Raw genomic sequence first — 20892 nt, 5'->3', positions numbered from 1 at the left:
GACGGCCGCCGGGCTCTTTTTCGTTTTTAGCGTGGGCGCAAAGGTTGCCGCAGCCCAATTTGGCGGAAGAGCCATGTTCCGCGCGCCTTGATCATTGGCGGTGAGGCGGTAGACTGACCAGGCTCAACCGCTTTAAGTTCGCAACGACGGATTGAGCAGGGAAGCGCTAATGGCAGGGGACGGCCGCAGGCCAGATGCAAGTTCGCTCGCGGGACCGGGTACGGACAGCTATGCCGCTGTAGTTGCCCGCGCCAGAGCACTGATCCCGAAACTGCGGGAGCGTGCCGCCCGGACTGAAGAACTGCGGCGTTTGCCACCGGAGACCGAGCGAGATTTGCACGATGCCGGCCTGTTCCGGATCGTACAGCCCAAACGCGTTGGCGGCGCCGAACTCGACTATGTTGCCCTGGTCGATTGCGCCGATGCGCTGGGGCAGGCGGATGCTTCCGTAGCGTGGAACTTTGCCAACCTTGCCAGCCATCACTGGATGCTGGGCATGTTTGACCGGCATGCGCAGGATGCCGTCTGGGACAGGGGTGCCGATGCGTTGATCGCCTCGTCATTCATCTTTCCAGCCGGCCGGGCCAGAAAAGTCGATGGCGGTTATGTGCTCAATGGCCACTGGCCGTTTTCCTCAGGCGTGGAATCCTGCGATTGGAACATGCTCGCCAGCGTGGTTTCGTCCGACGATGACGCCGATGGCATCGAATACCGGCTCTTCCTGCTCAACAAGAGCGACTACAAGATCAACGATACCTGGAACGCGACTGGCCTGTGCGGGACCGGATCGAACGATGTCAGGGTCACGGACGCCTTTATCGCGGAGCAGATGACGATCGCCGTCAGCGATCTTGGCGGCGGGCCAACCCCCGGGAGTGTCGTCAATCCAAACGCCCTTTACGCGCTGCCGGTATTCTCGTTGTTCCCTTATGTATTATCAGGCGTCGGTCTGGGTAATGCACAGGCCTGTTTGAATGATTATGTCGAATTCGCACGTCATCGTGCCTCGACTTATAATCGTGCCAAGCTCAGCGATATGCAGACGACCCAGATCAAGATCGCGGAAGCCTCCGCCAAGATCGATGCGGCGCGGCTGGTCATGCGCACGAATTGCATCGATGCCATGGCGGATGCTCGACGTGGCCACGTTCCGGACATAGCAGACAAGACGCGGTTGCGGCGTGACGGCGCGTTTTCTGTGAACCTCTGCACTGACGCCGTGTCGCTGCTGTTTGCTGCAAGCGGCGCACGCAGTCTGTTTACGTCAGGTGCGTTGCAGCGGCAATTTCGCGATGCCCACGCGGTGAATTCGCACCTCGCGTTCAATTTCGATGCGGCGGGAACCAATTATGGACGTGTAGCGCTTGGTCTGCCGTCCGAAAACCTGACGCTCTGAGGCGAGGTGGATGTCCGACGCACCCAAACATCCGGCCGATCCCGCTAACGAACTCGCCAGCGACAACTCGGCGATCGATCCCCGGGATTTTCGTAATGCGCTCGGTACGTTCGCTACCGGCGTCACGATTGTTACAGCGATGGCGGCGGACGGAAAGCCATATGGCGTGACCTGCAACTCCTTTGCCTCGGTCTCGCTGAATCCGCCGCTGGTCTTGTGGAGCCTCGGCATGTTCTCGCAGGGCTTGACCATCTTCCAGAACGCCAGCCATTTCGCGGTCAATGTTCTCGGTGCTTCTCAGCAGACGCTGGCCTCGCAATTCGCAAAATCCTCCGGCGACAAATTCGCCGGCGTGAGCTGGACGCCGGGGCTCGGCAACGCGCCGGTGCTTGCTGACAGCGTTGCAAATTTTCAGTGTCGTGCCGCCAATCGATACTACGGGGGTGACCACATCATCTTTCTGGGAGCCGTCGAGGCCTATACTTATAATGGGCAGGCGCCGCTGTTGTTTGCACGCGGCGGATTCGGCCGATTCCTTGCCGGCGACGACGGCAAATCCTGATGAGCAGGAAAGGTCAGCCTAAACGTGCTGGCACCAAGCAAAAGCGCCTCTCGCCCGACGATCGTCGCCGGGAAATTGTTGCGAAGGCGACCGAATTTTTCTCGGAAGAAGGATTTGGCGGTGGAACGCGGGCACTGGCGCGGCGGCTTGGCGTAACGCAGCCGCTGCTCTATCGTTACTTTCCAAGCAAGGACGACTTGATCAAGGAGGTCTATCGCACGGTCTATCTCGACCCGCTCGAAACCGGCTGGGAGAAACTGCTGACCGACCGCTCGCGGCCGCTTCGCGACCGGCTGCTGGAATTCTATAGCGCCTATACCGACGCGATCTTCACCCGGAAATGGCTTCGCATCTATCTCTATTCGGGCTTGAAAGGTCTCGACATCAATCGCTGGTATGTCGGCATGGTCAAGGACAAGATACTGACCCGGATCATCCGGGAGTGCCGTCATGAAGCGGGGCTTGTCGTGCAAAACAAGCCGAGTGCGACCGAACTCGAACTGGCCTGGGTCCTTCACGGCGGAATCTTCTACTACGGCGTCCGCAAATACATCTACGAATCGCCGGTGCTCGAAGACAAGGATCGAATCATCAGCGATGCGCTGGATGTCTTTCTGGCCGGCTTCGAGCGGGTCAATGAAACCTCGCCGGACGTCCGCCGCGCACCAATCAAGGTGGTGGGATAAGCCAGCCGTTATTTTCCGGCTGTTTCCGCGCGATACCAGTCGCCGATCTCGCTTGCGGTCATCAGTGCCACGCCGTCATGGCTGATGACGTAGTCCAGCAGCGCTTCCAGATATTTGATGCGATGTGGAACCCCCGTAATATAGGGATGGATCGAGATCGCCATGATCCGCGCGTTCGATTCGCCTTCGAGATAGAGCCGGTCGAACTGATCCATGCCACGCTTCAGGAATTGCTCGGAGGGCTGATGTTGCAGCGCATGGACCACGATGTCGTTGGTTTCGACTGAATAAGGGATCGTCGTGATGGTGCCGTGGGGCGTGGCGATATCCTGCGGCAGATCGTCGATGACCCAATCCGCCAGATATTCGATGCCGTTGAGGCGCAGGAGATCGAGCGTTTCGTCGGTCTCGGTCAGGCCCGGGCTCTCCCATGATCGCGGTGATTTGCCGGTAAATTTTGCGATTGTCTCGACGGAGCGCTTGATCGCATCGGCTTGATTGTCGAGCTTGTGCATCGGCCCCTGCAGGAATCCGTGGCCCATAAACTCGAAGCCGGCTTCGAGAGCGGCGGACGCAACGCGCGGATAGGAATTGCAGACATTGGCATTCAGGGCCAGCGTTACCGGCATCTTGCGGTCGGTCAGCGCCTTGAACTGTCGCCAGAAGCCGGCCCGCATGCCGTATTCATGCCAGGACCAGTTCGGCACGTCAGGCAGCAGCGGCTGTCCCATCGGCGGGCTCAGCACCGTCCGCGGCATCGCGTTCTCGATCCGCCATTCCTCTACATTGAGGATCACCCACACTGCGAGCTTCTTGCCGCCGGGAAGCGTCAGCTTCGGTCGGTCGATCTGGGCCTGATAGGGGATGCGATCACTGAGTGCCACGGCGGATTTCCCTGTATGAATTGATCTATCCGGACGGCTTCCCGGACATATCCGTATTGATGCGCGGCATGACTTTTTCGGCCATCAGGATCATCGACTGGCGTGCAAGCTCGCGATCCTTCCAGTCCTTGCCGGCATAGAGCAGCGTCCCGAACGGACCGGTTTCTTCCTGAAAGGCCAGCAGTTGGTCGGCCACGCTATCGGGCGTGCCGTGAATGATGAGTTTGTCGCAAATCGACTCGAGCGTCACTTCCTCGTCAGGCTGATCGCGGCGTGTTTTGAACAGTTCGATACGGCCGCCACGCTTCAACTTGGTGAATAGCGAACGGTAATAATAGACATACGGCCCGTTCGGATCCGTAGCATAGGCTTTTGCCGTGGCGGCGTCCTTGGCGACAAATATGCTTTTGGCGACCCGCCAGTTCGCCGTCTCTGCCGGGCGGCTAACACGTTCGCAGCCTTCAACGTATTTCGGCCAATGGCTTTTTACCCATGCCGGCATCAGGAAGTTCGCCGAAATCGGATCCCAGCCCCGTGCAGCGGCTTCGGTCACACCTTTGGAAAACGGCGCCACCGCCGTCACCACGATCGGTGGATGCGGCCGTTGTAGCGGGCGCGCGATGAAGCCCTGACCAATGTCCTCAATCACGGTCTTCTGTACCGATACATTCCAGTACTTGCCCTGGAGGTTATACGGTGGCTCGCTTGCCCAGATATCAAGGACCTGATTGATCGCCTCCAGGAACATCGCGTTGCGATCTGCGTCGAGATTGCCGAAGACTTCGGCGTCGGACAGTAGCCCACCGGGGCTAATTCCGAAGATCAGGCGGCCGTCGAGCATGTGATCGAGCATCGCGATCGAGGCTGCAAGCGCCGCCGGATGGGTGTTCGGCATGTTGATGGTGCCGGTTCCGAGCTTGATTTGCTTGGTCGCCGCGGCAAGCCAGGCGATGAATGCGATGCAGGATGTGATGTTCTCGGCTTTGTCGGTGACGTGCTCGCCGACATAAGCTTCGCTGTACCCGAGTTCGTCGGCCAACAGGAAGGCTTCGCGATCCTCGTTGAGAGACAGCCGCCAATCCTTGTCGACAGGATGGATGGGCATCGTGAAGAACCCGAGCTTCATGGTCTGCTCCTCCCCAAGGGCAGGCGTTTCGTTTGGTGGGAAACGTGCTTCGACCGCAACATGATAACAAGCCCCAAAGTGGCAGGCACCGAAATAATCACTCGATAAACAAACTTGACCTTTGAAAATTGTCGCCGTCTAATCCAAAGAAAATGCCGATATGCTGCCGGGGGAGGTTGCGTCGAAATGAAAGCCTCGGCTTTCGCTTACGCCCGCGCTACCAGCGTTGTGAATGCGCTGGAGTTGCTGGCTGTATATGGCGACAAGGCCAAGGTGTTATCCGGCGGCCAAAGCCTGATGCCGGCAATGAATCTGCGCCTGATCTCTCCCGAATTCATTGTCGATATCGGTGAATTGGCTGAGCTTCGCGGGATAGTTGTGAAAGGCGACGTCATAACCGTTCGTGCGCTGACGCGTCACGTGGACGTCCTGAGATCTCCCGAAATTGCGACCCATGCCCCTCTGTTGAGGGACGCTACCTCCCATGTCGCGCATCCGGCGATCCGCAACCGCGGCACGCTCGGCGGCAGCCTTGCGCACGCGGATCCGGCTTCCGAATTGCCGGCTTGCATGGTGGCACTGGGCGCAACCGTCATAGTTTGCGGGCCACAGGGCGAGCGACGAATCCCTGCTCAAAAATTCTTCACCGGCATTTACGAGACGGCACTTTCGCCACAGGAACTGCTGGTTGCCGTCGAATTGCCTGTCGCGCGGACAAATTCCGCGCACTTCTTCCATGAATTTGCCCGCCGTCACGGCGACTATGCCATGGTCGGCTTGGCGGCCCAGTCGACCATCGTAGACGGGCAGTTCACTGATCTCCGCCTCGGTTTCTTTGCCGTGGGCGACCGGCCTTTGCTTGCCCGGGCCGCCGGGAAACTTGTTAACGTCGCGGTCACGCCGGAAATCCTGGCCAAAGCCTCCGTGATACTGGGCGAAGAGCTGGATCCCCAGGAGGATCAGCAGGCTACTCCGGCCACGCGCCGGCATCTTGCGAAAGTATTACTTCAACGGTGCGTGTCCACGCTGCTTCGCCGTCCCGATTTGCAGTCGGGGTTACCCGCGCGATGACCCCTGTGCCCATTTTCCTCGAAGTCAATGGCGAGCGTATCGACACCCACGTGCTGCCGCGGCTGAACCTGGCCGACTTCCTGCGTGAGCATCTGAAATTGACCGGCACGCATGTCGGGTGTGAGCACGGGGTTTGCGGTGCCTGCACGGTGCGTTTCAATGGCGAGATCGTGCGCTCCTGCCTGATACTGGCGGTACAGGCCCACGAAGGCTCGGTCGAAACGATTGAGGGTTTATCCGACAGCGGTGAAATTGCGGATCTGCAGGTTGCGTTCCGCGATCGCAACGCTCTGCAATGCGGCTTCTGCACACCGGGAATGCTGATGGCGGCTCAGGATCTGCTGAGGCAGACGCCAGAGCCGGGTCGGGAAGAGATTCGTGAGCACCTTTCCGGCAACTATTGCCGTTGCACCGGCTATCAAGCGATTATCGATGCGATCGAGACGACGGCGCGGTTGCGCGCGGAACGCGCGCCATGACGCGTACACCTGAGAATCCCGACGCGTTTTCGGTGCTCGACCGGCCGAACTCCTATATCGGCAAGACCGTGCCGCGGCCGAACCTCGAACGGCTGATGCAAGGACGCGGGCAGTATGTCAGCGACATCGAACTGCCGCGCATGGCGCATGTTGTGTTCCAGCGGTCGCCGCACGCTCATGCAAAAATCACCGGTATCGACGCAGCAGCGGCAAAACGCATGCCGGGTGTAATTGCCGTCGTCACCGGTCAGGAAATTGCCCCGGTCATCACGCCGTGGGTTGGGGTGCTTTCGCACTTGAAGGGTCTCAAATCTGCGCCGCAAAGCGCGATCGCGGTTGACCGGGTGTGCTGGCAGGGCGAAGCCGTTGCGGCAATCGTCGCAACTAGCCGCGCCGCTGCCGAGGATGCGGCAGAACATATCTCCGTCGCGTATGAGGAGCTCGACGCTCTGACGGACATGCAAACAGCGCTCGATCCCACCACGTCTGTGATCCATCCCGCGCTCGGCGACAATCTGGCCTTCGAGCGTAATCATGAAGCAGGCACCGTCGACGCGGCCTTTGCTGCCTCCGACGAGGTGGTGGAAGCAGAATTCATTTTTGGGCGGCACACCGGCGTGACGCTGGAGCCGCGTTCGGTAGTTGCCGACTGGAACTCTGCCGAAGGGCGACTCACGATCTATCAGGGCACGCAGGCGCCGCATATGGTGCAGAATATTGCGGCGCTGCATCTCGGTCTGCAGGAGTCCCAGGTCCGCGTGGTCTGCAAGGACGTCGGCGGCTCCTTCGGTATCAAGGTCCACATCTACGCCGACGAAATGGCGACCTACGCACTGTCGAAACTGCTGCGGCGGCCGGTCAAATTCGTCGCCGACCGGGTCGAGAGTTTTAACACCGATATCCATGCGCGCGACCATCGCTGCAAGGGAAAGATTGGCGTCAAACGCGATGGTACCATCACCGCGTTCGAGATCGACGATCTCACGGGTATCGGGCCGTACTCAATGTACCCGCGAACCAGCGCCATCGAGGCCAATCAGGTCGTCAACCTGGTCGGTGGGCCCTATGCGACCAGGAACTACCGCGCCCGTGCCCGCGTCGTGTTCCAGAACAAGAACGTCATGTGTCAGTATCGCGCGGTCGGGCATCCGATCGCCTGTTCGGTAACTGAGGGTCTGGTCGATCTGGCGGCGATGAAGATCGGCATGGATCCCGTCGAAATTCGCCGCCGCAATCTGATTGCCGACGACGCTTACCCCTGTGCTTCGCCTTCGGGTTTGCGTTTCGAGCAATTGTCGCATCATGCCGCGTTGGCGAAACTCATCAAGATGATGGACTATGACGCGCTGCGCGTGGAACAAGCGACGTTGCGAGCCAGAAACATTCATCGCGGCATCGGCATCGCCAGCTTTATCGAAGTCACCAATCCCAGCGCGGCATTCTATGGCGTCGGCGGTGCCAAGATATCGTCGCAGGATGGCGTTGCGGTGCGGCTCGATGCCCAGGGAGCCGTGGTCTGCCAAACCAGCATCACGGAACAGGGGCAGGGATCGGAATCGCTCACCGCCCAGATCGTCGGCAGCGTGCTCGGTGTCTCGATGGACCGTGTGCGCGTCATCCTCGGCGATACCGACAATACACCCTATGGAGGTGGCACCTGGGCCTCGCGTGGAGCCGGCATCGGCGGTGAGGCAGCACTTCAGGCCACCAAGGTGCTGCGCAAAAACGTCCTCGAGGTCGCTGCCGCCATCCTGCAATCGTCATCCGGCGAACTCGACATCGTCAACAATAATGTCGTGAACGTCAGCGATAGCGCGCCGCGCATTGAATTGAGTGAGCTGGCCAGGATCGTTTATTTTCGCCCCGATACGCTGCCGCCCGGCATTCGGGCCGAACTGATGGCGACACGGCATTTTGTCCCGCGAGAGTATCCCTTCGCCTTTACTAACGGTGTACAGGCCTCGTGGCTGGAGGTCGATACCGACACCGGCTTCGTCAAATTGTTGAAGCACTGGGTGGTCGAGGACTGCGGCACGATTATCAATCCGCAGTTGGTCGACGAGCAGATCAGGGGTGGGGTGGTGCAGGGGCTTGGCGCCGCGCTGTTCGAAAAATGCATTTATGACGAGCGGGGCCAGCTCACCAACGCCAATTTGGCCGATTATCTGGTGCCGATGTCCGGCGAAATGCCGGATATTGATGTCGGCCACGTGGTCTCGCCGACGCTGGAGTCGGAACTAGGCGCGAAAGGCGCCGGCGAGGCCGGAACGGCGGGAGCGGCGGCCGCGGTAACCAATGCAGTCAATGACGCGCTCAGCCCTTTTGGGACGATCATTACGGAAATTCCACTGACCCCCCAAATTATCCTGACCGCACTGGGCCGAATCTGACGAACGACGAGCTAAGCCAGTGTTCACTCGGCTGCTGCGCTCGCGATCGAACTCGCTTTCGGATTGGTAACGACCACCTTGATCGCATCGTCAACACGCTCACGCGCGTATCTTAGCGCAGTCGGCAGGTCGGCCAGCGGAAATGTGTGCGTGTGGATTTTCGTTGCGTCGAAGCGTTTTTCTGCCATCAGCGCCATAGCGCGGCGGGTCGCGCTGCGACCTTCGCCGCGAATGCCGTAGGCATAGATGTTGTTCTTTACGAGATACGCGATATCCATCGTGACGGGATCATGCGGAAACGCCGCGAGGCAAATTTTTCCGCCACGATTGGTCATATGAATAGCTTGATTGATTGTGGCCTCATTCCCGGCGCATTCCACCACATAGTCGGCGCCAATACCGCCGGTGAGTTGTTTGACGACCTCGACTGCGTCTTCGTCGTTGATATTGATCACGCGGTCTGCGCCGAGCTCCTTTCCGATCGCGAGCCGCCTGTTGCGCGTTCCCGTCAGGATCACCGGGCTGGCGCCGAGTGCTTTGGCAACGGCCACCGCGAGCAACCCGATCGGTCCGGGGCCGATCACAACGACGCTCTCGCCGGCCACTAACCCTCCCAATTCAGTTAAGCCATACATCGAGGTGCCGGCGGTGACGACCAGCGTCGCCTCCGCATCGCTCATGGTGTCGGGCACGCGCGCGAGCGTGTTGATGTGATTGACAGCGTATTCGGCAAAACCGCCGTCAGTGGTAAATCCGTTGGCGCGGTGACCCTTCTCTGGCTTGCCGTAATTCAGGCATGACGTGTACATGCCTTGGCGGCAGCGCTTGCACTGGCTGCAACCGGCGTGGATCTCCACGCTGATTCTTTCTCCAATCGTGAATTCATCGACGTCAGGCCCGAGAGCTGCGACGGTGCCCATATATTCGTGGCCCGGCGTGAAATTCTTGTTGAAGGGCAGGCCGCCCTGAATGCTCGCGGGCGAACCTGTATGAATGATCTCAAGGTCGGTCGCGCAGATCGCGACTGCATCGATCCGGACCAGGACTTCAGCCCGTGCGGGAACGGGCACCGGCTTGTCCCGCAAGGCGAGTTGATCCGGGTCGCCGAGAACCCAGGCTTTCATGCGATCAGGGATGAGCAGTTTGGGTGAAGTTGTGACGCCGGTGGGCTGATACATGCAGCGGATCCTCTCACGCGCGAGCCTAGCGGAAATCGCAGTTGGGCGAAATTGCCGGATGCTTGAAGCGACGCGGCCACCATTTGCTGCATAGCAAAATGGTTTGTCGCAAATCCTTCATCTGCGGCCTGTACTTGGTCCCCGGTTGGTGCTGAAATCCTTTCACTGCCTTGCAAAATCGGAGTTTTCCATGAAGACCGTCCGCTTTGTTCTTGCCTTGCTGGCGCTATCGCTGGTCGCGCCCGGGCAATCCGCCAAAGCGGCCGACGTCATCTGCTACAATTGTCCCCCGGAATGGGCGGACTGGGCCTCGATGCTCAAGGCGATCAAGGCCGACCTCAACTATGATATTCCGCACGACAACAAGAACTCCGGTCAGGCGCTGGCGCAGATACTGGCCGAGAAGAGCAACCCCGTCGGCGATATCGGCTATTTTGGCGTTACCTTCGGCATGAAGGCCAAGGCGCAGGATGCCCTCGAGCCTTATAAGCCCGCCAACTGGGATCAGGTCCCCGCCGGCCTGAAGGATACCGATGGCTTCTGGACCACGATTCATTCGGGCACGCTTGGCCTGTTCGTGAACAAGGATGCGCTTGGTGGCAAGCCGGTGCCGGCCTGCTGGAAGGACCTCCTGAAGCCCGACTACAAGGGTATGGTCGGCTATCTCGATCCGTCTTCGGCCGCAGTCGGGTATGTCGGTGCAGTCGCGATCAACCTGGCGCTTGGCGGCTCGGCGGCCAATTTTGATCCCGCAATCAGCTTCTTCAAGGACCTGAAGAAGAATGACCCGATCGTGCCCAAGCAAACTTCCTATGCCCGTGTGGTTTCGGGCGAGATGCCGATTCTGCTGGATTACGATTTCAACGCCTATCGCGCGAAATACTCGGAGAAAGGCAGTTTCGAGTTTGTGATCCCTTGCGAAGGTTCTGTGGTGTTTCCTTACGTCGTTGGCCTCGTCAAGAACGCGGCGCACAAGGACAAGGCGAAAAAGGTTCTCGACTATCTTCTGTCCGACAAGGGGCAGGCGATCTGGACCAACGCCTATCTGCGTCCCGCGCGGCCGATCGAGCTGCCTGATGCCGTGAAGAAGAAGTTCCTGCCCGACAGCGACTACGCACGCGCGAAAAATGTCGACTGGGGTCAGATGGAAAACATGCAAAAAGGCTTCGTCGACCGCTATCTCGCCGAGGTTCGCTGAGGCAATATGGTGTCCGGTTAGAGCGTTTTCGAGCGAAGTGGGTACCGGTTCGCGTGAAGAGAACGCGTCGATAAAGTAGAGCTTCGGTTCTGATTCGTCAGAACTGAAGCTCCGGGGCGCCTTCTGCTGATGTCGCATAGATCCTTTGTCTGGTTGTGCTTGCTGCCGCTTGCGGTGGTGACGGCGGCGTTTTTCCTGCTTCCGATGGCGCGGCTGGTCGTGACCGGGGCGGAAGGTCCGCAAGGCGTCGCGGGCTATCTGGCAATCCTGACTGAGCCGCGTTACCGCGCGACCTTGATCAATACGGTGGCGCTGGCAGCCGCCACCACCGTTGTGACGCTGATCGTGGCGACGATTGCTGGAATGTTCCTGCAGAGGCATCGCTTCCCCGGCCGCGCCGTGCTGATTGCGATGCTGACCTTTCCGCTGGCGTTTCCCGGCGTGGTTATCGGCTTCCTGATCATCCTGCTCGCCGGGCGCCAGGGGCTGATCGGCGATCTTTCCAACCGCATGCTTGGCGAAAAGCTGGTCTTTGCCTATTCGATCTACGGGCTGTTCCTCGGCTATCTCTATTTCTCGATCCCGCGCGTCATCCTCACCATCATGGCTGCGGTGCAGAAGCTCGACGTCGGCCTCGAGGAGGCCGCCCGTTCGCTGGGCGCGAGTCCATGGGCGGTGCAGCGCGATGTCGTGTTGCCGGCGTTGGCGCCGGCCTTCGTCGCTTCCGGTGCGATTGCCTTTGCGACGGCGATGGGGGCGTTTGGCACGGCGTTTACGCTGGCGACCAACATCGATGTGTTGCCGATGCTGATCTATACCGAGTTCACGCTGGCTGCGAATTTTTCGACTTCGGCCGCGCTGTCGGTCGGGCTCGGCATCATTACCTGGTTCATCCTGGCGCTGGCCCGCTCCTTCAGCGGCAGCGCAGTTGCGGCGGCTGGATGAGCCATGCGTGATCGTCTGATCTTCACCGGCCAGCTAATTTTTACATTGATCGTGGCCGCATTCCTGGTGGTGCCCGCAATCCTGTCGATTTCCGCCGGCGTTACCGTGAATTATTTTCGCGGTATCCAGTCCGGCGTAACCCTGCAATGGGTTGTCCAGGTCTGGCAGCTCTATGCCGGCACTATCTTGCTGTCATTCGTGATCGCCTTTGCAACCCTCGCCGTGACGCTGGCCATAGGTGTTCCCGCAGCCTACGCCTTGCACGTGCGGGGAGGGAGGCTGTCGCGCCTCGTCGAGGAGATCATCACGCTGCCGCTGGCGATACCAGGTCTGGCAATTGCCCTGGCGTTGCTGCTCACCTACCAAGGCTTCAGCGATTTCCGCCGTTCTTGGCTCTTCATCCTGGTGGGGCACGTCATTTTCACCATGCCCTTTATGGTGCGGTCGGTGATGGCGGTATTTGCAACGGTCGATATCAAGACGCTCGACGAAGGTGCGGCGTCACTCGGCGCATCACCATGGCGGCGTTTCCGTGACGTGATCGTACCGAATGCCGTGCCGGGGATACTTGCCGGCAGCCTGATGGTGGTGACGCTTTCGCTTGGCGAATTCAACCTGACCTGGATGCTTCATACGCCCCTGACCAAGACGCTGCCCATCGGGCTTGCGGACAGCTACGCCTCGATGCGGCTCGAGGTGGCATCAGCCTATACGTTGATATTCTTCGTAATGATCATCCCGCTGCTGGTGGCCATGCAATTCTTTGCCGAGAAGGAACAGAAGAGATGAACGCGTCAGCCGGACATGGCGCCTCGGTGCGTATTGAGGCCTGCGGCAAGACGTTTATCGATGGAACGCGCGCGCTGGAGCCCGCGACGCTCGATATTGCGCGCGGTGAGACGCTGGTGTTGCTTGGTCCGTCCGGCTGCGGCAAGACCACGATGCTTCGCATCATCGCGGGCCTCGAATTGCCTGATCCCGGCGGCAAGGTACTGTTCGACGGCAAGGACATGACATCGGTACCAATTGAACGGCGCAACGTCGGTATGGTGTTCCAGTCCTATGCGTTGTTTCCCAACATGAGCGTATCTGACAACATCGGCTACGGCCTGAAGATCCGCGGTGTGCCGGCCAAGGAGCGTACGGCGCGCGTCGCCGAACTGGTCGCGCTGACCAACATTGCCGGGCTGGAGAATCGCCGCATCGACCAGCTTTCCGGAGGGCAGCGCCAACGCGTGGCACTGGCGCGTGCAGTTGCAATCCGGCCGGGTATCCTGCTGCTTGATGAACCGTTGACGGCGCTCGACGCGGCGCTGCGCGATCGGTTACGCGGCGAGCTCAACCGTCTGCTGCGCGCGCTTGGCATCACCACGATCTACGTGACGCATGACCAGGCCGAAGCGATGGAACTCGGCGATCGTGTCGTTGTCATGCAGAAGGGAACGATTGCCCAGATCGGTACGCCGCGCGAGATCTACTTCACGCCGCAAAGTCGCTTCGTGGCAGAGTTCATAGGCGCCGCTAATATTATCGAGTCCCCGATCGAGAACGGTTATCTCATCTTGCCAGGCGGGCGGCAGGCGATCGGGAGCGACGCAAATTTTCCGAACGTGGTCGCCATGATTCGTCCCGAAACGATCCGCGTAGTGGAGACGGGGCGCGCGCCACTTTCCGGCGTCATCGACAGCGTCAGCTTTATTGGCGACCGGCAACGACTGGTGATAAGTGGTGTATCCAATAGGCTATTTACTGTTGATGCGCCGAATACGGTACAAGCCAAGGCCGGCGAACGGGTCGGGCTGTTGATTTCGCCGGAAGCCGTTCGTTTGCTGCCGTCCGAAAGTTGAGAGCGTCAATGTCGCCAAAACCTGTTCGTATCGCCCAAATCTCCGATCTGCATATCAAGCCGCCGGGCTCGCTCGCCTATGGCAGGGTCGATACGGCCCGGGCCCTTGAACATTGCGTTGCGGCGTTGAACGAGTTTCAGCCGGCGCCTGATTTTGTGGTGATATCAGGTGATCTGGCGGATACGCCGACGGCTGAGGAATATCAGTACCTCAAGCGGCTACTGACGCCATTGAAACTCCCGTTCGCCGGCATTCCCGGCAATCACGATTCGCGTCAGCTGATGCGCGATGCGTTTCCGTCCGCTCCATATGCCTTGGCGTCCGGGGCGCTCAATCAGAAGATTGAGATCGGCGGGCTGGATCTGCTGCTGCTGGACTCAAGCGTACACCAGAAGCCGCATGGCGAACTCGAAGAGCCCACACTGCGCTGGCTTGACGCGACACTGGCTGCTTCCCCCGATCGGCCAGCGCTGCTGTTCCTGCATCATCCGCCGTTCAAGGCAGGAATCTGGCACATGGATCGCCAGAATCTCCTCAACGCCAGCGAACTCGCCCCCATCGTTCGGCGTCATCCGCGCATGCAACTTATCGCCACCGGTCATGTGCACCGCGCCGCTTTGACGATGTTTGCGGGTGTGCCGACCACAATCTGTCCGGCGCCGAACCACGCGGTCGATCTTGACCTTGCTGAACTCCGCGCGCCCTCGTTCAAGGTGGAGCCGCCGGCCTTCCACCTCCACACCTGGTTTCCGGGCGAGGATTTCGGCAGCATCGTCACCCATCAGGTGCCGATTGGGACGTTTGACGGTCCGCACCCGTTTTTCGGGCCAGATGGGAAATTGCTTTAGGAGGCTCCTAAGCCTACCCTTCTGCGGCGTTTTCGAAAGTTGTCGCTCCGCCATCGATAGCTTCCCTCGTGCAGGGGCATTCTCCTTGCCTCGCATGTCGATTGACGCGCTGGCTCATTCTTCATTTCGTTGCCGACCAGATTGCCAAGGCGGACGTGGAGGAGCAATCATTCTCCGGAATAAGTGGCCCATATCCCAAATGCTGACCGCCGGCGGAGAGTCATGAAATGCGCCTGCTCCATTCGTTGATTCCGGTGCTCGCGCTGCTCCTGAGCCCTAATGCGATCGCACAGACGTCCTATCCGGACCGGCCCATCAAGATGATTGTGCCGCTGGCTGCAGCGAGTGCCGTCGATGTTGCGGCGCGGATCGTGACGCAGAAAATGGCCGACAATATGGGCCAGCAATTCGTGATCCTGAATCAGCCTGGCGCCTCAGGCATGATCGGGGCGGAGCAGGTCGCGCGGGCTGAACCGGACGGCTACACGATCGGAGGCTTCAACGACAGCATCATGACCATGGTGCCCAACCTGCAGTCCAAGATGCGCTGGGACATATTGAAGGATTTCGAACCGGTATCGCTGGTTGCAACCGTGGAGTGGGGGCTGGTCGCCAGCAATCGGGCCAGCTTCAAGAGCGCGGCGGATCTGATCGCAGCCGCGAAAGCAGCACCTGGCAAGATCGATTATGGCTCGGGTGGCCCGGGCAGCCCGCAGCATTTGGCCATGGCGATGTTTGCTTCCGCGGCCGGCATATCGCTGACCCACGTGCCCTATAAGGGCGCAACGCAGGCTGCAACCGATGTCGCCGCAGGCCAGATTCCAGTCGGCTTCCAGGGGCTAGGTACGGTTGCTGCCCTGGTGCGCGGCGGCCAACTCAAACTGATCGGAGTGACTACCGAGAAAAGATTGGCGCAATTCCCCGACGTGCCGACCGTCTCTGAATCCGGCTTGCCAGGATTTTTCTTCAACTCATGGTTTGCGATACTTGCACCTGCCGGCACGCCGAGGGCGATCATCGCTCGGTTGAACGCCGAGGCGCTGAAGGCGGTCGGTGATCCCGAAGTACGCCGCAAGCTGGAGGAACTGGGATTTGCGGTGCGCGGCAGTTCGTCGGAAGAATTGCGTGTCATGACGCGTGATCAGCTTGCCAAATATGCGCGCGTGATCAAGGAAATGGGTATCGCGAACGAATGAGCCGGAGCGAAGCGGTCGGAGCTGCGTTGCGCCGCCGAAGTCTGTTAAAGGCCGAAATTGGTGCCTAAATGGCGTCCGGCTATTTCCGCGTGACGGGATAGCTCGATGTCCGTACCATCCGATGGCGGGTTCCAAGGTTATCGGAGCGTTAATGCCTGGGCTACCTTTGTGTTTTGGCCGCTAAATCGACGCAGTAGGATGCTTTCCGGTTGAAAAGCCAACCGGCGTTGATTACGGAAGAGCTACATCCCGAACAGTTTCTGGAGTTTGACTGGCGTGCCTCAGCAAAGGACGGGTGAAGCTCAGGGATTTTCGAGCAGCAAACTGTCGGTTTTGCGCAAGCATCCCTATTTTGTCGACCTCGAGTCCGATGCCTTCGATCAACTCTGCCGTTACGCCAAACACGTCACGCTGAAGCGGGGGGCGACGATCTTCGCCAAGGGAGATCCCGGCAACAGCCTGTTTGCCGTCATCTCCGGCACGGTGAAGATCAGTATTTCGTCGCCCGATGGCCGCAATGCAATCCTGAACCTGATCGGGGCGGGGGAGATTTTTGGCGAGATTGCGCTGCTTGACGGTTCTGCCCGCTCCGCAGACGCGACTGCGAACACCGCTTGCGAGCTCTTCACGATCGACCGGCGCGAGTTCATCCCCTTCGTACGCAGCCAGCCGGGCCTTGCGATGAAGTTCATCGAATTGTTGTGCACGCGGATTCGCTGGACCAGCGATCAGGTCGAACAGGTTATCCTTCAAAATTTGCCGGGTCGGCTGGCCAGCGCGTTGCTTCGCTTGACCGAGAAACACAAGCTTGAACCGCAGGGCCGGACTATTGCGATTACCCAGCAGGAAATCAGCGAGATGGTCGGTATGACGCGCGAAAGCATAAACAAGCAGTTGCGGGCCTGGGCGGCGCGCGACTGGGTGCGCCTCGAGCACGGCGCGATCGTTGTACTGAAGGCCGAGCCGCTGCAGGCTTTGGCCGAAGCCGGATCTGGCGACGAAAGCGAATAGCGGCGTGCTGCCGGCTATTTCTCCGGCGCGTTTCGCGATATCATTCTCACAGGTCGAACACGGCTACAGCCCGGATCGGGGAGGCGGTGCCCCCGCGCCACTTCATCGGCAGGCCGATGAACGTGAACTGGCCTTTCCCTAGCAGCGCTTCCAGATTGCACAAGCTCTCGATGTGGGTGATGTCGAGGTCGAGGCAGGCCTTGTGGACGAGCGCGTTCACGTCGCCTTCGGGACCAGGGCGCATCGAGTCGATACCGAAATGCACGACGCCCTGCTGTGCGAGCCATTCGGTCGCGGCGACATTCACACCGGAATTATCGGTCGCGTATTCCTTGCGCGGGAACGTGCGTTCGTGGTGGCCGGTGCAGAGCAGTACGGTGCCGCCTTTCGGGACCGGCAGGTCGGTCTTCTTCACCGCCACTTCGAGATCGGAGGGCGTAATCTCGGTGCGCGGTGGAATATGGCGCAGGTCGAGGCAGATACCCGGCACAATGCATTTCTCCAGCGGATACTGGTCGATCGGTATGCCGCTCTCGCCGAAATGCCGGGGCGCATCGATGTGGGTGCCGGCGTGATCGACCATTGAGATGAACATCGATGCAAGTCCGTGCACGTTACCGGACTCGGCAAGGGATTCTTCGTGGGTCTTCCAGACGCCGTGGATGACAGGTGGGTGGCCTGGATAGCTCGGGGTGCGATGATAGAGCTCTCGGCTCAGGTCGATGATTTTCACGATAGAATCCCTTGGAAAATGCGGCTATTTCGGAATGCCGATAAACCCTGAGCGCTCGCGTCGTTCTCGTTGCTCTGCGCCGATCAACAAGTCGATCAATTCCTGCGCCTGGGGGGCATGGGTAGCCCTGGTAGCGATGCCAGCTGTGTACATGGTCGCGAGTTCGCAGCCGGGTGGCAGCGTCCCGGACAGGCTGACGCCCTTGGTGCTGATGATCTCGGTCGATTGCGTGCAGCCGATCGGACGTCGCGCATCGGATGCCGCCATTTCGCGCATGGCGGTCGCGCCGTTCGGGAAAATCTTGAGCCGGCCAGCGACCTCGTCGGTGATGCCGAGTTGCGCCAGAACCTTTGCGACGTGAATGCCGGCGGTCGAGGCTACCGTGTCCGGCACGTAGATCGCATCCGATGCAAGCAAGCATTCGCGTAAGTCGACGGTATCCTTGACCGTAACCTGGGGATCGCCGGCGCGAACGGCGAGGGTGGTCTCTACCAGGCCGACATTTGCGATCGATGAGGTGGCCACCAGCTTCTCCTCGGCAAGCTTGGCCACGATCGCTGCGGTCAAAATGACGATGTCGGCGGGTATGCCCTTGCGCAATTTGTCGGCCATGGCGCCGACCGCGCCAAACTCTCCCGCGATATCGAAACCGGTCTGCGCCTTGAATTTCGAAGCCAGGCTGCCGACCAGTCCCTGTGCTGCGCCGCCGCTCAGGATGTTCAGGTTGCTCACGGGGCCTGCTCCACGGCAGCGATGATACTTTCGCGCGTGATTGGAAGATGGCGCACGCGCACGCCGAGTGCGTCGAACACGGCGTTGGCAATGGCCGCCGAAACCGGGCCATGGGCAGCTTCGCCGGCACCGACCGGGTCCATCTCCGGGCGCTGGATCAGTTCGACTTCTACCTCCGGCACCTCGCTGAAGCGAAGAATCGGATATTCCGTCCAATTGGTGCTGGTGATGCGTTGCCGGTCGAATCTGACGCGTTCCTTCAACACCCAGCTCGTGGCCTGGATCGCGCCGCCTTCGATCTGGTTGATGACGCCATCAGGATTGATGGCCTCACCGACATCGACCGCCAGGGTCAATTTTCGGACGCGGATATCGCCGGCCACCTCAATCTCGGCGACCACGGCACAATAGGCGCCGGTGTTCTTGTAGCGGGCAAAAGCGATGCCGTAGCCAATGCCAGGCTGCTTCTCCGGCTTCCACCGGGCGCGCTTCGCAGCCGCGCGGATCACGTCCTTTGCCCGCTCATCCGTCAAGTGACGCAGCCGGAATGCGACCGGGTCTTCGCCGCGCTCGGCGGCGATCTCATCAAGGAAGGATTCAATCGCAAATACGTTGCCCTGCGCGCCAAGTGTCCGCAGCGCGGAGGTGCGGATCGGCATCGTCGTCAGGCGATGGCTTTCGATCTGCCAGGATGGAAAGTCGTAGAGCGGTACGGCATTGCGATCGCCGCCACCGCCATTGGCCTGTGGTGGATTGGTGGAGATCATCCGGGGAAACGGGTTTTCCAGCTCGAATCCCGCCAGCAGCGCCGGCTGCGCCGCGCGCCCGGGCCGTGCCACATGGCCGTTGCCCCAGATGGAGTGGCGCCAGTCGATGATTTCACCCTCTGCGTCGAGATCGGCTTCAATCTCGATCGCCATGGCCGCGCCGAACGGCGCATCCGACATCTCGGCTTCGCGCGACCATTGCACCCGCACCGGCCGGCCGCCGGCGGCCTTGGCGAGCAACACAGCGTCGAGCGCAACGTCGTCGGCCGCATTGTGCCCGTAGCAGCCGGCGCCTTCCAGATGCTCCACTATGATATTCTCGGCCGGCAATTTGAGAACCAGCGCCAGATCGGTGCGCAGGAGATAGACGCCCTGGCTGTGGGTCCAGACGTGGACGCGGCCGCCATTCCACTGTGCCATGGCGCAGGAGGGCGCGATCGAGGCGTGAGCGATATAGGGGCGGGTATATTGCCGTTGAAGCGTCCGCTTCTTGGCACCGGGCGACGATGCTTTTCGCTTGTCGATGATCGTTGTTTCCGAGGGTTCGGCCTTCAGGAATGCACCTAAATCGTTTTCGTCGGGAAGTGGGGCGCCGTCGGCCCAGACCGCCCCCTTGCGAAGGGCTTGCAGCGCAGCTTCCGCGCCATGCTCGGTTTCGCAGACGACGCCCGCGAAACTGCCGTCGCGCACGACAGCGACGAAGCCTGCTATCGTCCGGACATTGCCGTCCTCCAGCCCGGCGAGTTTCGCGCGCGCGTTCTGCGGCCGCAACACGCGGCCGTGCAGCATTTCCGGCAACGCCCAATCGTGGATGAAGCGCACCCGCGCGAATACCTTGTCGGGGATGTCGATCCGCTGCACCGAGTTTCCGGCGAGCGCGCGGCGTGTGGCTGGTTTAGGCTTCACATCGGGCGTCGCGTCGCGATCGAGCGAGACTTCCTCCGCAAGCTCCCAATAGCTCGTCGTGACATTGCCCGGCCCTGAAATGGTGCCGTCCTCGACACCGAGCGAAGCGATGTCCACGCCCAGCCGTTCCGATGCCAGTTGAAGAAAGATCTGGCGTACCTCGGCGCAGGCATGCCGCATCGCGCGTCCTGATTGTTGCACGGAGAGGCTACCTGAAGTCACGCCCTCGTTGGGGCTGACAGCGGTCGACGCGCGGATCATCTGCACGCGGGAAATATCGATGTCGAGCTCGTCGGCGGCGATCTGGGCCAGGGCCGTTACAATGCCTTGCCCGATCTCCACCTTGCCCGGCGAGACCGTTACCTGTCCCTGCGACGAAAATTTCAACCAGGATGACAGTTTCGGGTTTGCCGCGAGATTCACCGGCAATTTGGGCGAGGACGGGCTGGGCGCTGGCTGGTTCATTCCGCCGCCATCTCGTCGGCTGCGCGCAGCACCGCCCGCACCATGCGGTTATGTGAGCCGCAACGGCAAAGGTTACCGTCGAGCGCTTCCTTCACCTCTCGGCTGGTGGGCGCGGGATTTCGTTTCAGCAGCGCGGCGGCGCTCATGAGAATGCCGGAGACGCAATAACCGCATTGCAGCGCCTGCTCGGTGATGAAGGCGCGTTGCAATGGATGCGGTCGCTCAGGGGTTCCCAAACCCTCGATGGTCGTGATGTCCTTGTCCGCCACCGACCACAGCGGCGTATCGCAGGCCGCCAGGGCGCGATCGTCGATCATAACGATGCAGGCGCCGCATTCACCCGCGCCGCAGCCGAAATGCGATCCGGTCATGTCGAGCTGCCCGCGCAAAATATCCAGCAGCGACCGATCGGGATCGGCGTCGACATCAGTCTCGACGCCATTGAGGCGAAATCGAACGCTTGGCATCGTGC

The 20892-nt window shown here is 60.3% G+C and carries 21 protein-coding genes; 14 read left to right on the top strand and 7 right to left on the bottom strand.

Features of this window, described 5'->3' with window-relative positions; genetic code table 11:
* The first annotated feature begins 169 nt into the window (after positions 1-169).
* Genes ABIE49_RS08925 through ABIE49_RS08915 form a run of 3 tightly spaced genes read left to right on the top strand, consistent with a single transcriptional unit; the run spans position 170 to position 2644 of the window.
* On the top strand, positions 170-1396 hold the full coding sequence (locus ABIE49_RS08925; RefSeq protein ID WP_192738647.1) for an acyl-CoA dehydrogenase family protein: 1227 nt from the start codon (positions 170-172) through the stop codon (positions 1394-1396).
* A gap of 10 nt (positions 1397-1406) precedes the next feature.
* Positions 1407-1958 carry a flavin reductase family protein gene (locus tag ABIE49_RS08920; protein ID WP_192738646.1) on the top strand — a complete coding sequence of 184 codons (552 nt, stop codon included), beginning with the start codon at positions 1407-1409 and terminating at the stop codon, positions 1956-1958.
* On the top strand, positions 1958-2644 hold the full coding sequence (locus ABIE49_RS08915) for a TetR/AcrR family transcriptional regulator (protein ID WP_192738645.1): 687 nt from the start codon (positions 1958-1960) through the stop codon (positions 2642-2644). Before ABIE49_RS08920 ends, ABIE49_RS08915 begins: the two co-directional genes overlap by 1 nt.
* An 8-nt stretch (positions 2645-2652) precedes the next feature.
* Here the strand turns inward: ABIE49_RS08915 and ABIE49_RS08910 are convergent, their stop codons facing one another.
* Together ABIE49_RS08910 and ABIE49_RS08905 are read right to left on the bottom strand one after the other, a co-directional pair.
* Positions 2653-3528 (bottom strand): polysaccharide deacetylase family protein, encoded by an 876-nt coding sequence (locus tag ABIE49_RS08910; protein ID WP_192738644.1) that lies wholly within the window; start codon positions 3526-3528, stop codon positions 2653-2655.
* A gap of 25 nt (positions 3529-3553) precedes the next feature.
* Positions 3554-4654, bottom strand: a complete 1101-nt coding sequence (locus ABIE49_RS08905; RefSeq protein WP_192738643.1) for an LLM class flavin-dependent oxidoreductase — start codon at positions 4652-4654, stop codon at positions 3554-3556.
* A 186-nt stretch (positions 4655-4840) separates the two neighbouring features.
* Here ABIE49_RS08905 and ABIE49_RS08900 point away from each other — a divergent pair, with 186 nt between their 5' ends.
* Genes ABIE49_RS08900 through ABIE49_RS08890 form a run of 3 tightly spaced genes read left to right on the top strand, consistent with a single transcriptional unit; the run spans position 4841 to position 8594 of the window.
* Positions 4841-5725, top strand: coding sequence for an FAD binding domain-containing protein (locus ABIE49_RS08900; RefSeq protein WP_192738642.1), 885 nt, complete (start codon positions 4841-4843; stop codon positions 5723-5725).
* A complete protein-coding gene (locus tag ABIE49_RS08895; protein ID WP_192738641.1) occupies positions 5722-6204 on the top strand; it encodes a (2Fe-2S)-binding protein in 483 nt (160 codons plus the stop codon). Before ABIE49_RS08900 ends, ABIE49_RS08895 begins: the two co-directional genes overlap by 4 nt.
* On the top strand, positions 6201-8594 hold the full coding sequence (locus ABIE49_RS08890; protein ID WP_192738640.1) for a xanthine dehydrogenase family protein molybdopterin-binding subunit: 2394 nt from the start codon (positions 6201-6203) through the stop codon (positions 8592-8594). The genes ABIE49_RS08895 and ABIE49_RS08890 overlap by 4 nt, the downstream gene beginning before the upstream one ends.
* Positions 8595-8617: 23 nt before the next feature.
* Here the strand turns inward: ABIE49_RS08890 and ABIE49_RS08885 are convergent, their stop codons facing one another.
* Entirely contained in the window at positions 8618-9589 is a 972-nt protein-coding gene (locus ABIE49_RS08885) for a zinc-dependent alcohol dehydrogenase (RefSeq protein WP_354067427.1), read from the bottom strand.
* Here ABIE49_RS08885 and ABIE49_RS08880 point away from each other — a divergent pair.
* From ABIE49_RS08880 to ABIE49_RS08845, 8 genes are all read left to right on the top strand, one after another.
* Positions 9584-9745, top strand: coding sequence for a hypothetical protein (locus ABIE49_RS08880; RefSeq protein ID WP_354067736.1), 162 nt, complete (start codon positions 9584-9586; stop codon positions 9743-9745). The two genes, ABIE49_RS08885 and ABIE49_RS08880, sit on opposite strands and share 6 nt — an antisense overlap.
* Before the next feature lie 217 nt (positions 9746-9962).
* Positions 9963-10970: an ABC transporter substrate-binding protein gene (locus ABIE49_RS08875; protein WP_192738638.1), complete on the top strand. Its 1008-nt coding sequence runs from the start codon at positions 9963-9965 to the stop codon at positions 10968-10970.
* A 129-nt stretch (positions 10971-11099) separates the two neighbouring features.
* Positions 11100-11915, top strand: coding sequence for an ABC transporter permease (locus ABIE49_RS08870; RefSeq protein WP_192738637.1), 816 nt, complete (start codon positions 11100-11102; stop codon positions 11913-11915).
* Positions 11916-11918: 3 nt separating this feature from the next.
* The gene (locus tag ABIE49_RS08865) at positions 11919-12704 is read left to right on the top strand and encodes an ABC transporter permease (RefSeq protein ID WP_192738636.1); all 786 of its coding nucleotides are present in this window, start codon (positions 11919-11921) and stop codon (positions 12702-12704) included.
* A complete protein-coding gene (locus ABIE49_RS08860) occupies positions 12701-13762 on the top strand; it encodes an ABC transporter ATP-binding protein (protein ID WP_192738635.1) in 1062 nt (353 codons plus the stop codon). The genes ABIE49_RS08865 and ABIE49_RS08860 overlap by 4 nt, the downstream gene beginning before the upstream one ends.
* Positions 13763-13770: 8 nt before the next feature.
* The gene (locus ABIE49_RS08855; protein ID WP_192738634.1) at positions 13771-14610 is read left to right on the top strand and encodes a phosphodiesterase; all 840 of its coding nucleotides are present in this window, start codon (positions 13771-13773) and stop codon (positions 14608-14610) included.
* A 227-nt stretch (positions 14611-14837) separates the two neighbouring features.
* Positions 14838-15806, top strand: coding sequence for a Bug family tripartite tricarboxylate transporter substrate binding protein (locus ABIE49_RS08850; RefSeq protein ID WP_192738633.1), 969 nt, complete (start codon positions 14838-14840; stop codon positions 15804-15806).
* A gap of 276 nt (positions 15807-16082) precedes the next feature.
* Positions 16083-16817, top strand: a complete 735-nt coding sequence (locus tag ABIE49_RS08845; protein WP_192738632.1) for a Crp/Fnr family transcriptional regulator — start codon at positions 16083-16085, stop codon at positions 16815-16817.
* Positions 16818-16863: 46 nt separating this feature from the next.
* On the opposite strand, the gene ABIE49_RS08840 is transcribed toward ABIE49_RS08845, so the two are convergent.
* Genes ABIE49_RS08840 through ABIE49_RS08825 form a run of 4 tightly spaced genes read right to left on the bottom strand, consistent with a single transcriptional unit; the run spans position 16864 to position 20887 of the window.
* Entirely contained in the window at positions 16864-17550 is a 687-nt protein-coding gene (locus ABIE49_RS08840) for a cyclase family protein (RefSeq protein WP_192738631.1), read from the bottom strand.
* 24 nt (positions 17551-17574) lie between these two features.
* The gene (locus tag ABIE49_RS08835; RefSeq protein WP_192738630.1) at positions 17575-18282 is read right to left on the bottom strand and encodes a molybdate ABC transporter substrate-binding protein; all 708 of its coding nucleotides are present in this window, start codon (positions 18280-18282) and stop codon (positions 17575-17577) included.
* Entirely contained in the window at positions 18279-20420 is a 2142-nt protein-coding gene (locus ABIE49_RS08830) for a xanthine dehydrogenase family protein molybdopterin-binding subunit (RefSeq protein ID WP_192738629.1), read from the bottom strand. Before ABIE49_RS08830 ends, ABIE49_RS08835 begins: the two co-directional genes overlap by 4 nt.
* Positions 20417-20887, bottom strand: coding sequence for a (2Fe-2S)-binding protein (locus ABIE49_RS08825; protein ID WP_192738628.1), 471 nt, complete (start codon positions 20885-20887; stop codon positions 20417-20419). The genes ABIE49_RS08830 and ABIE49_RS08825 overlap by 4 nt, the downstream gene beginning before the upstream one ends.
* Between the last annotated feature and the right edge of the window lie 5 nt (positions 20888-20892).

The organism is Bradyrhizobium sp. OAE829 (assembly GCF_040546575.1).
Taxonomy (GTDB): Bacteria; Pseudomonadota; Alphaproteobacteria; order Rhizobiales; family Xanthobacteraceae; genus Bradyrhizobium.
The sequence above is the reverse complement of the archived record's forward strand: the minus strand, read 5'-3'. Positions and strand labels throughout refer to the sequence as shown.

Excerpts from the sequence above, each read along its gene's own strand:
- ABIE49_RS08825 (WP_192738628.1), bottom strand. The coding sequence starts at position 20,887 with ATGCCAAGCGTTCGATTTCGCCTCAATGGCGTCGAGACTGATGTCGAC.
- ABIE49_RS08860 (WP_192738635.1), top strand. The coding sequence starts at position 12,701 with ATGAACGCGTCAGCCGGACATGGCGCCTCGGTGCGTATTGAGGCCTGC.
- ABIE49_RS08865 (WP_192738636.1), top strand. The coding sequence starts at position 11,919 with ATGCGTGATCGTCTGATCTTCACCGGCCAGCTAATTTTTACATTGATC.
- ABIE49_RS08915 (WP_192738645.1), top strand. The coding sequence starts at position 1,958 with ATGAGCAGGAAAGGTCAGCCTAAACGTGCTGGCACCAAGCAAAAGCGC.
- ABIE49_RS08920 (WP_192738646.1), top strand. The coding sequence starts at position 1,407 with ATGTCCGACGCACCCAAACATCCGGCCGATCCCGCTAACGAACTCGCC.
- ABIE49_RS08855 (WP_192738634.1), top strand. The coding sequence starts at position 13,771 with ATGTCGCCAAAACCTGTTCGTATCGCCCAAATCTCCGATCTGCATATC.
- ABIE49_RS08890 (WP_192738640.1), top strand. The coding sequence starts at position 6,201 with ATGACGCGTACACCTGAGAATCCCGACGCGTTTTCGGTGCTCGACCGG.
- ABIE49_RS08880 (WP_354067736.1), top strand. The coding sequence starts at position 9,584 with ATGAATGATCTCAAGGTCGGTCGCGCAGATCGCGACTGCATCGATCCG.
- ABIE49_RS08905 (WP_192738643.1), bottom strand. The coding sequence starts at position 4,654 with ATGAAGCTCGGGTTCTTCACGATGCCCATCCATCCTGTCGACAAGGAT.
- ABIE49_RS08850 (WP_192738633.1), top strand. The coding sequence starts at position 14,838 with ATGCGCCTGCTCCATTCGTTGATTCCGGTGCTCGCGCTGCTCCTGAGC.
- ABIE49_RS08925 (WP_192738647.1), top strand. The coding sequence starts at position 170 with ATGGCAGGGGACGGCCGCAGGCCAGATGCAAGTTCGCTCGCGGGACCG.
- ABIE49_RS08875 (WP_192738638.1), top strand. The coding sequence starts at position 9,963 with ATGAAGACCGTCCGCTTTGTTCTTGCCTTGCTGGCGCTATCGCTGGTC.
- ABIE49_RS08900 (WP_192738642.1), top strand. The coding sequence starts at position 4,841 with ATGAAAGCCTCGGCTTTCGCTTACGCCCGCGCTACCAGCGTTGTGAAT.
- ABIE49_RS08830 (WP_192738629.1), bottom strand. The coding sequence starts at position 20,420 with ATGAACCAGCCAGCGCCCAGCCCGTCCTCGCCCAAATTGCCGGTGAAT.
- ABIE49_RS08870 (WP_192738637.1), top strand. The coding sequence starts at position 11,100 with ATGTCGCATAGATCCTTTGTCTGGTTGTGCTTGCTGCCGCTTGCGGTG.
- ABIE49_RS08895 (WP_192738641.1), top strand. The coding sequence starts at position 5,722 with ATGACCCCTGTGCCCATTTTCCTCGAAGTCAATGGCGAGCGTATCGAC.